Source organism: Marinobacter confluentis (assembly GCF_004785685.1).
Classification (GTDB): domain Bacteria; phylum Pseudomonadota; class Gammaproteobacteria; order Pseudomonadales; family Oleiphilaceae; genus Marinobacter; species Marinobacter confluentis.
In genome coordinates this window covers 182,231-195,694 of sequence record NZ_SRPF01000001.1, presented here as the reverse complement: position 1 = coordinate 195,694, position 13,464 = coordinate 182,231, and the positions used below count along the sequence as shown (strand labels likewise).

Here is a 13,464-nt window from a genome sequence, read left to right as displayed (position 1 = left end):
AGCTGTCATATTACAGCGAGTGAAATATGGTTCAATTACTGCCCGCTGACAGTTGGAGCAAGTCATGAGAACCGTCGCTTTCTATAGCCCGAAAGGCGGGGTCGGGAAAACGGCCTCTGCCGTGAATATTGCCTATCTGGCCAATGCTGACCACTGCTCCACTCTGCTCTGGGATCTGGACCCACAGGGCGCGGCAAGTTTTTACCTCTCAGGTGCCTCCCGCACCAAAGGCAAAAAAATATCCAAGCTGCTGGACGGCCGCCTGCCGATTGCGGATTTTGTGGAAGAACATATTTACCCGCATCTCGACTTGCTGCCATCACACCCCAGCTTCCGGCATTTCGATATAAAACTGGAAGATGACGAACGCAGTAATCCCCTGAAAACCATTCTTGCGCCCCTGTCTGAAGACACCAGCCTGGTGATACTGGATTGCCCGCCTGGCCAGTCGCGCCTGACCGAATACGTGCTCAAAGTCGCTGACCTTGTGTATGTGCCGCTGGTGCCTACCTGGCTGTCCCTGAACAGCTGGTATCAGTTCCGGGACCTGGTAAAGGACAAAAAACTGGGGCTGAAAAAACTCAGGCCTTTTTTCACCCTGGTCGATCGCCGCAAGAAGCTTCACACGGAACTGACCTCACGGACCGCCGAGCTTTTCGACCGGCCATCCAAAGCCATGATTCCCTATTCCAGCGCTGTTGAACGGATGGGCGAAGCAGGGCTGCCGCTGGAAGTGCTCAGCCCCCGTTCACAGCCTGCCGCCAGCTATCGCCAGTTGTGGTCCGAGATGAAGTCTGAGCTCTGGAGCTAAAGCCCGTTACTGGCGAGATGGATGGCAATGGCGGCCATCATGCCGCCGATGGTGCCGTCGATGACCCTCCAGGCCGAGGGTTTCGCCAGCCAGGGTGAAAGCGCTGCACCACTGAATGCCAGCAGTCCGAACCAGATTACCGAGGCACTGCTGGCCCCGGCCACGAAGCCCAAAGCGCTGGACTGCTGGGCGCCAATGGCAGGAATGAGCAGCAGGGTATCCAGATACACCTGCGGGTTGAGCAGCGTTACCGCCAGGGTGGTCAGAATCACCGCCCGCGCACTGGATACCGCCTTGGTATTCGCGTCCAGCGCATCCCTGCCCCGCGCCACTCTCGAAAACGCCAGCACCGCCAGCCATCCCAGAAACACCACACCAAGCCAGCGCAGTATCTCCAGCGCTTCCGGAAGGGCCATCAATGCCGCGTTGACCCCGAACATACCGGCCGTGAACAGCAGAATGTCTGCGCTCATACAGATGCCGGCGCATTTCCAGTGATGCTCACGGCGAATCGCCTGACCCAGGATGTAGGCATTCTGGGCGCCAATCGCAATGATGATGCCGCCACACACGAGCAGGCCGGTGAGATAACTTGTCAGCATGATGTCCTCCAGAAAAGTTGCTGGAAGCTTACCCATCTGCAGCTATACTTAAAAATCATACTCTTAATACCCTATAAGTTTTTCTTATGCTGGATTACAAGCTGCTGCAGGCGCTGGCATCGGTGGTTGAAAACGGCGGCTTCGAACGTGCCGGCGATGCTTTGGGGCTGACCCAGTCCGCGGTATCCCAACGAATCAAGTCACTGGAAGTTCGGCTTGGCCAGCCGCTACTGACCCGTCATCCGGAGCTGAAAGCCACCCCTGCCGGCCAGAAGCTATTGAATCATTTCCAGCAGGTGCAACTGCTGGAGCGCGACCTGCATCACGCCATACCCACGCTTACCGAGGAATCGTCTCGGCTGCGCATCGCCATCAACGCTGACAGCGTGGCGACCTGGTGGGCCGCAGCCATTGGTGATTTCTGCCGCCGGGAAGGACTGCTGCTGGACCTGGTCATTGAAGATCAGGATGTGGGCCTGAAGCGAATGCGCGAGGGCGACGTCGCCGCTTGCCTCTGTAGCAACAGCCAGCCAATTGCCGGGGCACGGGCGGTACCCATTACCGCGGCCAGCTACTGGCCCCTGGCCACGCCGGATTACCGCAACCACTATTTCAGCGACGGCCTTACGCCAACGGCTTTTGAATCGGCGCCGGCCATCATTTTCGGGCCCAACGACCAGCTACAGCATCGATTTCTGGCCGGGTTGGGTTACCACGGGCGCTTCCCCTTCCACCTGTGCCCATCGTCTGAAGGCTTTGTGCAGATGGCACGCGCAGGTATCGGTTACGGCATGATTCCGGAGATGCAGGCAAGGCAATGGATACAGTCAGGCGAACTGATCAATCTCGCCCCCGGCCATGAGCTGACGGTTCCCCTGTACTGGCATTTCTGGCGCCACAGCGGCGAGCTGCTGCAGCGGCTGACCCGAACACTCCAGACCATGAGCCAGTGAGTTAACCGGCGCGGCGAAACGTCAGGTTATAGCGACAAGCGCCAGTGAGCGGGTGATCAAACGGTTTCAGAGTCAGTACACCGTGATAGCGAAGCCGTGAGGGCCCGCCCCAGACAACCACATCGCCATGTTCGAGGGGAACCTTCCGGGGCCGGTCGCTGCGCCGGTCGCCGCCAAACTGGAAGACAATCGGCGAGCCCAGCGACACAGACACAATAGGCTGGCTGAAATCGGTTTCGTCCTTATCCTGATGCAGGGCCATCTTCGCGCCGGGGAGGTAACGGTTAATCAGACAGGCATCCGGTTCGAAATCCGGATAGCCAGCCTGTTCCGCGGCCTCTCTGGCCAGGGCCCGCAGAATTTCCGGCATACCCGGCCAGCGCTTATCGGTGAGCGGATCGGTCTGCTGGTAGCGGTAACCTTTGCGGTCAGTCACCCAGCCCCAGGTACCGCAGCACGCCATAGCGGCCGACATGGTGTGGCCGCCGGGCGTTTTCATCTGGCGCAGGGGGGCCTGTTCCGTCACCCGGATAATGGCGTCCAGCAGCGCCGGCGCACGGGCGCTGGCAAATCGTCGTAACACCTGGGCGCCGTCTTCAAGCGGCTCTACCCAGGGCTGTTCAACGTCGTCAAAAAGATCCGCTGTCATAAAAACACTCTAACCTTTCCGGAACCTTGCAGAAAAATCACGCCTGTTATCCCACCTTTCCCACATACGATCATTCAGTCTTGTGCCGATCAGCGCTATGCTATGAGGTTATTTAACTTACACTCATACTCTCTGTTTTACCCACAGATAAGGAACCACGCATGCTCGGCCTGTTTATCGGCGGTTTGGTTGGCTACATGTTCGGGCGCTTCCCCGGATTTCTGATAGGCGCAGCCGCTGGCGTTTTCCTGACCCAGTACATCAAACGCCGGCTGTGGCAGAAAGTGAGCCATGTACAGACCCGCTTTCTGGAATCCGTGTTTGCGGTGATGGGCGCCCTGTGCAAAGCCGATGGCGTAGTTACCCGCGATGAAATCCAGGTGGCCGAGCGGCTTTTCACCCAGTTCCGGCTGTCCGGTGAGAATCGCGAGCGCGCCAAGGCCGCTTTCAATCGCGGCAAGGCCGATGACTTCGACCTGGACGCCGAGCTGCAGCACTTCCTGAAGATCAGCGGCCGACAACCGTCCCTGCTTCAGATGTTTCTGCAGGTTCAGGTATCCGCGGTGGCCGCAGATGGCGTGGTTCACCCGGCGGAACACGAAATGCTGGTGCGGATCGCCCGCGGGCTTGGCCTTCCCGAAGCCCAGGTGGACCAGCTTGAGGCCATGCTGCGGGGCAGTCATGGTGGCGGTGCCGGGCAGGCAGGCCAGCAGTCCAGCGCCAACCAGCTTGAGGATGCTTACAAGGTTCTGGGCGTGTCGCCCTCAGACTCGGACGCCCAGATCAAAAAGGTCTACCGCAAACTGATGAGCGAAAACCACCCGGACAAACTGGCCGGGCGAGGCATGCCGGAAAGCATGCGGGATATGGCGGAACAGCGCACCCGGGAAATCAGCCACGCCTACGATGTGGTCAAGAACGCGAGGCAGAATGGCTAGAGGAACGGCCTAGAGCCAGCGGGGCACCTGCCTGCGGTAGCTTTCGTAGAGGTCTCCGAAAATATCGGCCAGTGCCTGCTCTTCAACCCTCGCCTGGCGCATCAGCACGGTGACACCTGTCATCAGGCAGATCAGCGAGAAGACCGACGGCAGCGCCAGGAAAAACCCCAACTGCCCCAGCATCACTGACAGGAACACCGGGTTCCGGCTGCGACTGTAGGGGCCACCTGTCAGCAGGGTATAATTCTGGTTCGGATCCACACCTGAGCGCCACTCATCATCCATGTAGGCCTGAAAATAGTTCACCAGGCCAAACGCCACGATCAGAAGTGCCATACCAGTCACCAGCACCGGCCAGTGATAAAGCGCATCAAACCGGCCAAACCAGCTATCAATATCCACGAAAATACGCGCGACAACAGCGGCCAGAATCAGGGTGCGAAAAACGTTAAACAGCTGCCTGTGCCACCAGGCAGACGAACGCGGCTTACCATAATTGATGTAGGAAAATCCGTTACGGGCGTGCAGCCCCAGGCTACGGGCGGTGAACTGGATCCCGATCATCAGGAAGAAGATACCCAGAAAATAACGAACCAGTGGCTCGGCGAAGGCGCTTACTGAAGACTCAAACATGAAATTTCTTGGCTACTTTAACGGATCTTTGCAACAAGCTTATCCCCTGTCGCAAAAGATGAAAACATTCATTGTGTCCGGAATACCGACTCTGATCAGGGACAATACCCAGGTCGCAAAGTTCCCGACCGGGCATGGCACCAACGCCAGCCGGGTGGGCCAGCAAGATGGCGGAAAGCATACGCCTCTAGGCCCCGGAACTTCAGGCCCGGCTTGACAGCACCCTGATCCACTCGCCCGCCCTGTTGCCTAGCACCAGCAAGGCCGGCGTCAGCAACAGAGTCAGAATGGTGGCGAACGCCAGGCCACCGGCGATGGCGCTGGACAGCTGGGTCCACCACTGGGTAGATGGCGCACCGATACCCAGTGAGGGGGTCAGCAGGTCTACATTGACCCCGAACACCATGGGCATCAGCCCCAGGATCGTGGTTACGGCCGTCAGCAGCACCGGGCGCAGGCGCAGGCAGCCGGTTTCCAGGGCGGCGCTGTAGGCGTCCATGCCGCTGGACCGCATATGATTGTAGGTGTCGATCAGGATGATGTTGTTATTCACCACTATGCCCGCAAGCGCGATAATCCCCATGCCCACCATGACGATGCCGAAGGACTGGCCGTTCAATAGCAGGCCGAGGAGCACACCGGCAGTGGACAGCACAATGGCGGACAGAATCAGCAGGGTCTGGTACAGCGAGTTGAACTGGGTGACCAGGATCAGCAGCATCAGGCCAATGGCCACCAGAAACGCCGCTGCGAGAAAATCCGCCGCCTGCTTCTGATCGGCATTCTCGCCACCCAGGCTGACGGTGACGCCTTCCGGCGTTTCCGGCATCCGGTCCTGAAGGAACTTCAGCAGGGCGTCTGCCTGGCGATCCGGCTCTACATCCGACTTGATGGTCACGGTACGCTGGCCGTCTACCCTGACAATGCTGCCTACCTTGTCCCCTGGCGTCAGCTCAACAAACTGCGACAGTGGCACCTGGCCCCGGGCGGTGTTGATGGTCTGGCGCTGGAACTGATCCAGTTCCCGCCAGTTGTTGGGTACGCGCACCACAATGTCCACTTCATCGCGCACTTCTTCCGGGCGATAGGTGGCCAGCACCAGGCCATTGGTGACCAGTCGCACCGCGCTGCCTACCCCCAGAACATCGGAACCGAAACGGGCGGCAGCCTCCCGATCCACATTCAGGCGCCATTCGATACCCGGCAGGCTGCGGTCGTCCTCGACATCCACAAACCCGCCAAGGTCTTCCATTTCTGCCCTGATCTCATCCACATACCGGTTGAGCCGGGCGCTGTCCTTGCTACTGACTTTGAGCTCGATCGGCTTGCCATCGGCGGGACCGCCTTCCTGTTTGCGGAATTCCAGTTCAATGCCCGCAATATCCGCGGTGCGTTCCCGCAGCTCTTCCAGAATCTGGCTGGCCGGACGCCGCTGGTCCCAGTCGGTGAACTGGAACTGCAATACCCCGATCACATCCGGCGCCATGCGGTTGCCCGCAGACACCATAGACCGGGCATAAAGTGCTTTTACTTCGGGCATACCCTGAAGGCGTTGCTCCACTTCCCGCACAATCTCGTCCCGCTCCCAGACCGACAGATCACCCCGGGCCCGGACCTGTACCTGGGCCGAATCCGGCTCGACGCTCGGGAAAAATTCGACCCCGTGATTGAATTCGGCATAGGCGCCGTAAATCACTGCCACCACAGCCAGCACGCCGAATAATGTGACCCCCGGTGCCGACAGCAGTTTTGCCAGAACGCCGCGATAGGCATTCCCCAGGCGCCCGGTCTCCTGGGCCTGCCTGGAACGTTTCCCACCACTGAGGCTGCCCATCACGGGAAGAAAGATCAGTGCCATGGCCAGAGAGGCAATCAGGCAGATAATCACCGTCATTGGCAGGAACTTCATGAACTCGCCAACCACCCCGGGCCAGAAAAGCAGGGGTAGAAACACCACCAGGGTCGTCGCGGTAGAAGCAATGATCGGCCAGGCCATTCTGGCGGCGGCCTCGCCCCAGGCTGAGGTAACGCTCTGGCCATCAGACAGGTTCCTGTCGGCCAGCTCTGACACCACAATCGCGCCATCCACCAGCATGCCGGCCACCAGAATCAGGCTGAACAGCACCACGATGTTGAGGGTAAGCCCCATGCCCCAGATCACCAGAATGCCGGTCAGAAAAGCGCCGGGAATGGTTAGGCCAACCAGCAGCGCTGACCGTGGCCCCATGGCAGCAATAATCAGCACGATCACCAGAACAATGGCGGTCAGAACGTTGTTCAGCAGGTCGGCCAGGATATCCCGCACTTCGCCGGACTGGTCCATGATGTATCGCACTTCCAGTTCGTCCGGCAGCTGGCTGTCCGCTGAACTGATCAGGCTCTTCACTTTCTCGACCGTCTCAATGATGTTCGCGCCGGTGCGTTTGGACACTTCCAGCACCAGCGCCGGTTCGCCGTTAATGCGGGCAAAACCGGTGGGGTCCTTGAAGGTTCGCTGCAGCATGGCGACATCGCCAAAGGTAACCACGGTATCGCCGTCTACCTTGATGGGCATGGTCATCACATCTTCAATGGTTTCAATCACGCCGGGGACTTTCATGGTCATTCGCCCGGCGCCAGTATCCAGGCTGCCCGCTGCGACAAGCTGGTTATTGCGGGCGACCAGCTGCCCCAGGGTGTCGTAATCAACGCCGTAGCTTTCCAGTACCTGCGGATCAACCACCACTTCCAAAAGGTCTTCCCGATCCCCGCCAATCTCGACTTCCAGAACTTCCGGAATACCTTCGATGGCATCCTGAAGCCGCCGGGCGATGGTCACCAGTTCACGCACGGACAGGGGGCCGGACAAACCAACGGACAGAACCGGAAACAGCGATACGTTGATTTCATTTACCCGGGGCTCATCCGCTTCCTGGGGCAGCTTGCTGCGGGCGGTGTCGACCTTTTCGCGAACGTCCTGCAGCGCCTTGTCCGGGTCAAAACCGGCATCGAACTCCAGCATCACCGAAGCATGCCCCTCAGAGGCGGTCGACCGCATTTCTTTCACGCCCTCAAGTGAGCGCAGTTCCTGCTCCATGGGACGAATCAGCAGACGCTCGGAGTCTTCCGGGCTGATGCCGTCCAGGGTCATGGACACGTAGATCATCGGGATGGTGATGTCCGGGTTTGCTTCCTTGGGAATGGCCTGGAACGCCGCAATACCGCCGACCATCAGGAACAGCAGAGTCAGAAAGGTGGTCCGGCTGCGGTTCAGCGCAGCAAAGATGAGGGTGCGCATGGCAATCAGCCCCGCTCGTCTTCAGGGAAGACCGGTCGCACCTGTTGACCCAGGGCCACGAAGCCCGCGCCACGGGTAATCAGCCGGATTTCGGGAGGCAGGCCTGCCACCCAGGCACCGTCAGTGGTAATGCTCAGCAGCCTGACCGTGGTAAACACCACCTGGTTGTCATCATTGACGTGACGAACGCCCGGCCGGCCATCATCTCCCAGGCTCAGATAGGCGGGGGAAATAAACATGGCCTGCACTTCTGGCAGGGCGATACGCAGCGTGGCACTGCCACCGGCAACCTTTTTCCGCTCGGGGTTATCGACCGAAATTTCCACTGCGAAACTGCGGGTCTCCCGGTTTGCGGCGCTGGCCACAAAACGCACTTCGCCGTTCAGGGTTTCGCCGTCCAGGGTTTCGATGTTCACCGACTGCCCAGGCGCCACCCGGCTGACATTCTGCTGGGGCACCTGGCCAACGGCTTTAAGGCGGTCGATCTGAACCAGCTCGAACATCGGCGAGCCCACCTGTACGAGATCACCCTGATCCACCGACTTGTGATTGACCACACCATCAAAAGGCGCTTCTGGCGTCAGATGGTCGATCACAAGCTGGGCTTCCGCCAGCTCTGCCCTGGCCGTTGCGAGCTCGCTCTGCAGCGTCAGGATTTCGGATTCTGAAGTCAACTCACGCTCCCGCAGCCGACGGGCCGCAGCCAGATCGGCCTCCAGTTTGCGTAGCCGGGTCTGCCATCGGGTAACCGCAGTCTGCCGTCCGTCCTCAGACAGCCTGGCCATCACCTGCCCTGCTTCCACCTGATCACCCAGGCCAACATTCAATGATTCCACAGTGCCGGGCACCCGCGCCGAAATCGACACGGACTGCCAGGGTTCAATCTGCCCCTGCAACAGCAAACCGGGCTGATACAACCGCGATTGCCGCTGTTCTACCTGTACCGCAGGGAGGGTTTCTTCAGTCGTCTCCCTTGCCGCTGGCGCCTCCTTTTCCGCCACTTTCACATCGCCGGTGGCCATCCAGACAATCAGGGCGATAAACAGGAAAAGGGACAGTCCGATTGATCCCAGTTTTGCTTTGGTCATGACTTGCTCACAAACAGGAAGGTAAAAAGTGGTTGCAACGGCCTAAAAACGTGGGGTAGATTCTACACTTAATTCAAAAACAGATTCAGAGCCGTTGCCCATTTTATGAATCTCATGTCAGTGGTCGTCCTAGTGAAGCTTATTCTGGTGGTCGTGGTGCCATCCGGGGGCTTTTGCGTGGACAGCCGAGTGAGATAGCAAGCAACAACTCGAACGAACACCAGAGCCCCCGGCACCGAAAGGTCCCGGGGGCTTTTTTTTGGCCCCAAAAAAACAGACGAGAAAGGACATCGAACCATGAACGGCGCAGAGCAGATTCTGAACGCATTCCACCGTCACCAGATCGACACGGTTTTCGGCTACCCCGGCGGCTGCATCATGCCGCTGTACGATGCGCTGGTGGACGATGTAGGCGTGGAACACGTGCTCTGCCGCCATGAACAGGGCTGCGCCCTGGCCGCCGACGGCTATGCCCGGGCCAGTGGCCGGCTGGGGGTGTGCATTGCCACCTCCGGCCCCGGTGCCACCAACCTGATTACTGGCGTTGCCAACGCCCACCGGGATTCGATCCCTATGCTGGTGATCACCGGCCAGGTACCGTCCGGGCTGATCGGCACCGATGCCTTCCAGGAGACAGACGTGCTTGGGATGACCCTGGGCATCGTCAAGCACAGCTACCTGGTCACCGATGCAACAGAGATTGACGGCATCATGGAGGAGGCCATACAGCTGGCCAGCTCCGGAAGGCCCGGCCCGGTCTGGATTGATATTCCCAAGGATGTCCTGTTGCAACAGACGCCTGAGGCAAGGGTTCCCCCTGCGGACATCACCTCCGGCAACTGTCCTGACCTGCGTGACGTAATCGCCATGCTACAGGCTGCTGAACGCCCCCTGCTTTATAGCGGTGGCGGCATCAGCCTGGCTCACTGTGAAAACAGCTTCCGGCAGTTTGCCGAGGCCTCTGCCCTGCCAGCCGTCGTGACGCTGAAAGGCATCGGCAACCCCGGCAAACACAACCCGGACAATTTGGGCATGCTGGGCATGCACGGTTCCCGCGCCGCGAACCGGGCGGTGGATGAATGTGACCTTTTGCTGGTCATCGGCGCCCGCCTGGACGACCGCGCCACCGGCAAACTGGACGGTTTCGCCCCCAATGCCCGAATGATTCATATCGATGCCGATGCGGCAGAGATCAACAAGCTGCGGGCGGCGGATCTGTCGCTGCGGGGCAGCCTTGCGGATATTCTTGATGGCCTGACGCGGGCGGTGGAATCCAAGCCATTGAAAATTGATGCCTGGCGCCATCAGTGCAAACAGTGGCGTACCACCAGCGGCTTCTCGGCCGCGGACAACGAGGAGCCCCTGGCGCCAATCACCGGACCAGCGTTTATCCGTCAGTTATCCCGGATCGCGCCGGACGACACGGTGATCGCCTGCGATGTCGGCCAGCACCAGATGTGGGTGGCGCAGCACTATGAATTCGACCACCCCCGCCATCACCTCACCAGCGGCGGCCTGGGCACCATGGGCTTCGGACTGCCCGCCGCCATAGGCGCGCAGTTCGCCGACCGGAGCAGCATGGTCATTAACGTCACCGGCGACGGCTCTTTCATGATGAATGCCCAGGAACTCGCCACCATACGCCGCTACGGTCTGCCGCTGAAAATCATTGTGATGGATAACCAGTGCCTGGGCATGGTGCGCCAGCAGCAGGAGTTGTTCTACGGCAACCGGGAAAGCCAGATCAATCTGGATGACAACCCGGATTTCGTCGCCATGGCCCGTGCCTTCGACATTCCGGCGCTGCACATTGAACGCACCGATCAGATCCGTCGCGGCATCGAAACCATCCTGGCCTTCGACGGCCCGATGCTGCTGCACGTTGCCATCAGCCGGGAAGAGAACGTCTGGCCCATTGTCCAGCCCGGCGGCAGCAACCGCGAAATGATTGATGAATCGCAAACAAAAACCAGAAAAGATAAGGAGCAAGTTGCATGAGCCCAAAGCCATCACCTACCCACACCCTCAATTGCCGAATGGCCTTCGAACCGGCAGCTCTGGAAAGGCTCTGCCAGGTTGTCCGAATCCGTGGTTTTCGGATTGCAAGTATGGCCGTTGAAAGCCTGGACGAGCATCTGGATATCCACCTGACCCTCGAGGGTACGCGGCCGATTGCCATGCTGCAGGCGCAGTTGGAGAAGTTGCATACGGTGGTGGGGGTGGGCCTGGTCGGGAAGGTTCCCCTGGCCCGGTCTCAATCCGCTTGAGCCGGGCCATAATCCAACCTACGACTTACCAGGCTTTGTAAGGCAGGAATTTACCATTCATGGTGACCACCACGCGGTCACCTTTGGGGTTCTCTTCCTTTTCAATGTCCATGGTGAAATCAATGGCGCTCATGATGCCGTCGCCGAATTTCTCGTGGATCAACGCCTTCATGGTGTCGCCGTAAACACCGACCACTTCATACAAACGGTAGATCAGCGGGTCCTGGGGTATGCCACCGTCCCAGGCCTTTTTCGGGAATTCCTGCAGGGCCATGGCGACTTCTTTGTCCAGACCCAGGGTGTCGCACAGAGCGAAAGCCTTGTCCTCATCGAAGCTGTTCATACCAAAACACACGGAGGTGGTGAATACCGGTGACATGCCGATGGATTCAGCGATAGCTTCCCAGGTCATGCCCTTGCCTACTTTGGCTTCCAGGATTTTTGCGGTCATCAGTTCTTTGTTCATCATGGCTGTTTCCTCTTTTCGCTTGGTTTTGTCTGACTCAGGTTTTCAGGCATTCACTGCCTTCGCTGTGGAATTCGAATCGTTGGTGCCACCTTCTGAACCGTCGGCGCCCTTGGCGGGCTCGACTACCCTCGGTGTACCGTCAGGCCCCGGTAGCGCCGATTCGCTGCGGTTGATCAGGTAATCCACCAGGTAATCACGGGTTTTGTGATAATTGGGGTTCTGGAAAATGGTCGACCTTGCCCTTGGATGCGGCAGGTCCACTTTCACGCTTTCGGCGATGCGCGCATTCGGCCCGTTGGACATCAGGAAGATGCGGTCGGACAGCAGAATGGCTTCGTCTACGTCGTGGGTGATCATGAAGACGGTCTGGCGGGTTTCCTCCCAGATTTTCACCAGCTCGTCCTGAATCACACCCCGAGTCAGCGCGTCCAGCGCGCCAAAAGGCTCATCCAGCAACAACAGTTCCGGCTGGGTGGCAAACGCCCGGGCGATGCTCACCCTCTGGCGCATACCGCCAGAGAGCTGGGATGGCTTGCGCTGCAGGGCATGGTCCAGCCCCACCATTTTCAGATAGCGTTCGCTGTGCTCACGGACCTTCTCTTTGGACCAGGTGGGCCAGCGGGCCTGAACCGCAAAAACGATGTTGTTCAGGGTGGTTTTCCAGGGCAGCAGGCTGTAATTCTGGAACACCACGCCACGGTCCAGGCTTGGCCCTACTACTTCCTTACCATTCATCACGATGTTGCCCGATGTGGCTTCGTCAAGGCCCGCCAGTACGTTGAGGATGGTGGATTTGCCGCAGCCGGAATGGCCGATGATGCAGACAAATTCGCCTTTCTCCAGAGAGAACTTGATGTCCTCATAAACGGTCAACAGGCCACCCTCGCCGTCCGGGTATACTTTTGACAGGCCATCTACTTCCAGGAATGACTTACTCATAACCGGCTCCTCACTCCGTGTATTCGACGAGTTTCTGGGCTTTACCCAGGGCGAGATCCAGCAGCATGCCCACTACGCCGATCATCAGGATCGAAAAGATCACACTGGCAAGATCCAGGTTGTTCCACTCGTTCCAGACGTAGTAACCGATGCCGGTGCCGCCGACGAGCATTTCCGCCGCCACAATAACCAGCCACGCGATACCGATGGAGATCCGCATGCCGGTCAGGATGGTGGGTGCCGCCGCCGGCAGGATCACTGTCAGTGCGGTTCGGAAGTGACCCAGTTCATGGGTGCGTGCCACGTTGATCCAGTCCTGTCTTACATTGGCCACCCCGAACGCGGTATTTAGCAACATGGGCCAGATCGAACAGATGAAGATCACGAAGATCGCGGACGCATCCGAATCCTGAATAATGAACAGGGCCAGTGGCATCCAGGCCAGCGGCGAGATCGGCCGCAGCACCTGGATATAGGGGTTAAGCGCCTTGTACATCAGGGGCGACATACCAATCAGAAATCCGACTGGCAGCGCGATGGCCATGGCGGCGAGGTACCCAGTGAGCACCCGGTACACCGAGTAACCCAACTGGATACCAATACCCTTGTCGTTGGCCCCCGCGTCATAGAAGGGGTTCGACAGCTCTTCCCAGGCCAGCTTGATCACCGCTGAAGGCGGTGGAACACGGGATTCCTGCTCCACGCCACCCATCAGCATTTCGTACTCCGTCAGGTTCTGATCCGCTTCCGGCGGCTGGGTAGACATTTCCCAGAGGCCCAGCGCCAGAATGAGGAACGAAATCGACAGCAGGGCCGCTCTCACGTTCAGCGATGCCAT

General features: G+C 59.0%; 13 protein-coding genes. 5 read left to right on the top strand and 8 right to left on the bottom strand.

The features are described 5' to 3' along the window. Positions 1-64 precede the first annotated feature (64 nt). Positions 65-811, top strand: a complete 747-nt coding sequence (locus E5Q11_RS00920; RefSeq protein ID WP_135801534.1) for a ParA family protein — start codon at positions 65-67, stop codon at positions 809-811. Here E5Q11_RS00920 and E5Q11_RS00915 read toward each other — a convergent pair. Further along, positions 808-1,413 (bottom strand): LysE/ArgO family amino acid transporter, encoded by a 606-nt coding sequence (locus E5Q11_RS00915; protein ID WP_135801533.1) that lies wholly within the window; start codon positions 1,411-1,413, stop codon positions 808-810. The genes E5Q11_RS00920 and E5Q11_RS00915 overlap by 4 nt on opposite strands. Positions 1,414-1,499: 86 nt before the next feature. Between E5Q11_RS00915 and E5Q11_RS00910 the strand changes: the two genes are divergently transcribed. After that, entirely contained in the window at positions 1,500-2,366 is an 867-nt protein-coding gene (locus E5Q11_RS00910; RefSeq protein WP_135801532.1) for a LysR family transcriptional regulator ArgP, read from the top strand. Position 2,367: 1 nt separating this feature from the next. Here E5Q11_RS00910 and alkB read toward each other — a convergent pair whose 3' ends face one another. Then, positions 2,368-3,015 (bottom strand): DNA oxidative demethylase AlkB, encoded by a 648-nt coding sequence (gene alkB, locus E5Q11_RS00905; protein WP_135801531.1) that lies wholly within the window; start codon positions 3,013-3,015, stop codon positions 2,368-2,370. 161 nt (positions 3,016-3,176) lie between these two features. Here alkB and djlA point away from each other — a divergent pair, with 161 nt between their 5' ends. Then, complete coding sequence (gene djlA / locus E5Q11_RS00900; RefSeq protein WP_135801530.1) at positions 3,177-3,953, top strand: co-chaperone DjlA; 777 nt, start codon at positions 3,177-3,179, stop codon at positions 3,951-3,953. 9 nt (positions 3,954-3,962) lie between these two features. Here the strand turns inward: djlA and E5Q11_RS00895 are convergent, their stop codons facing one another. From E5Q11_RS00895 to E5Q11_RS00885, 3 genes are all read right to left on the bottom strand, one after another. Further along, entirely contained in the window at positions 3,963-4,586 is a 624-nt protein-coding gene (locus tag E5Q11_RS00895) for a methyltransferase family protein (RefSeq protein WP_135801529.1), read from the bottom strand. A gap of 202 nt (positions 4,587-4,788) precedes the next feature. Next, complete coding sequence (locus E5Q11_RS00890; protein WP_135801528.1) at positions 4,789-7,863, bottom strand: efflux RND transporter permease subunit; 3,075 nt, start codon at positions 7,861-7,863, stop codon at positions 4,789-4,791. A gap of 5 nt (positions 7,864-7,868) precedes the next feature. After that, positions 7,869-8,951 (bottom strand): efflux RND transporter periplasmic adaptor subunit, encoded by a 1,083-nt coding sequence (locus E5Q11_RS00885; RefSeq protein WP_135801527.1) that lies wholly within the window; start codon positions 8,949-8,951, stop codon positions 7,869-7,871. Positions 8,952-9,248: 297 nt separating this feature from the next. Between E5Q11_RS00885 and ilvG the strand changes: the two genes are divergently transcribed. Both ilvG and E5Q11_RS00875 read left to right on the top strand, forming a co-directional pair. After that, complete coding sequence (gene ilvG, locus E5Q11_RS00880; RefSeq protein WP_135801526.1) at positions 9,249-10,949, top strand: acetolactate synthase 2 catalytic subunit; 1,701 nt, start codon at positions 9,249-9,251, stop codon at positions 10,947-10,949. After that, positions 10,946-11,218 (top strand): ACT domain-containing protein, encoded by a 273-nt coding sequence (locus E5Q11_RS00875; protein WP_135801525.1) that lies wholly within the window; start codon positions 10,946-10,948, stop codon positions 11,216-11,218. The genes ilvG and E5Q11_RS00875 overlap by 4 nt, the downstream gene beginning before the upstream one ends. A 25-nt stretch (positions 11,219-11,243) precedes the next feature. Here the strand turns inward: E5Q11_RS00875 and cynS are convergent, their stop codons facing one another. From cynS to ntrB, 3 genes are read right to left on the bottom strand one after another with little or no spacing between them, the layout of a single operon-like run. Then, positions 11,244-11,687 carry a cyanase gene (gene cynS, locus E5Q11_RS00870; RefSeq protein WP_135801524.1) on the bottom strand — a complete coding sequence of 148 codons (444 nt, stop codon included), beginning with the start codon at positions 11,685-11,687 and terminating at the stop codon, positions 11,244-11,246. Between the two features lie 42 nt (positions 11,688-11,729). Then, on the bottom strand, positions 11,730-12,626 hold the full coding sequence (locus tag E5Q11_RS00865; RefSeq protein WP_225314987.1) for an ABC transporter ATP-binding protein: 897 nt from the start codon (positions 12,624-12,626) through the stop codon (positions 11,730-11,732). Between the two features lie 10 nt (positions 12,627-12,636). Continuing rightward, the gene (gene ntrB / locus E5Q11_RS00860; protein WP_135801523.1) at positions 12,637-13,464 is read right to left on the bottom strand and encodes a nitrate ABC transporter permease; all 828 of its coding nucleotides are present in this window, start codon (positions 13,462-13,464) and stop codon (positions 12,637-12,639) included.

Coding starts and splice junctions, on each gene's coding strand:
- E5Q11_RS00920 (WP_135801534.1), top strand. CDS start 65: ATGAGAACCGTCGCTTTCTATAGCCCGAAAGGCGGGGTCGGGAAAACG.
- E5Q11_RS00915 (WP_135801533.1), bottom strand. CDS start 1,413: ATGCTGACAAGTTATCTCACCGGCCTGCTCGTGTGTGGCGGCATCATC.
- E5Q11_RS00910 (WP_135801532.1), top strand. CDS start 1,500: ATGCTGGATTACAAGCTGCTGCAGGCGCTGGCATCGGTGGTTGAAAAC.
- alkB (WP_135801531.1), bottom strand. CDS start 3,015: ATGACAGCGGATCTTTTTGACGACGTTGAACAGCCCTGGGTAGAGCCG.
- djlA (WP_135801530.1), top strand. CDS start 3,177: ATGCTCGGCCTGTTTATCGGCGGTTTGGTTGGCTACATGTTCGGGCGC.
- E5Q11_RS00895 (WP_135801529.1), bottom strand. CDS start 4,586: ATGTTTGAGTCTTCAGTAAGCGCCTTCGCCGAGCCACTGGTTCGTTAT.
- E5Q11_RS00890 (WP_135801528.1), bottom strand. CDS start 7,863: ATGCGCACCCTCATCTTTGCTGCGCTGAACCGCAGCCGGACCACCTTT.
- E5Q11_RS00885 (WP_135801527.1), bottom strand. CDS start 8,951: ATGACCAAAGCAAAACTGGGATCAATCGGACTGTCCCTTTTCCTGTTT.
- ilvG (WP_135801526.1), top strand. CDS start 9,249: ATGAACGGCGCAGAGCAGATTCTGAACGCATTCCACCGTCACCAGATC.
- E5Q11_RS00875 (WP_135801525.1), top strand. CDS start 10,946: ATGAGCCCAAAGCCATCACCTACCCACACCCTCAATTGCCGAATGGCC.
- cynS (WP_135801524.1), bottom strand. CDS start 11,687: ATGATGAACAAAGAACTGATGACCGCAAAAATCCTGGAAGCCAAAGTA.
- E5Q11_RS00865 (WP_225314987.1), bottom strand. CDS start 12,626: ATGAGTAAGTCATTCCTGGAAGTAGATGGCCTGTCAAAAGTATACCCG.
- ntrB (WP_135801523.1), bottom strand. CDS start 13,464: ATGGCATCGCTGAACGTGAGAGCGGCCCTGCTGTCGATTTCGTTCCTC.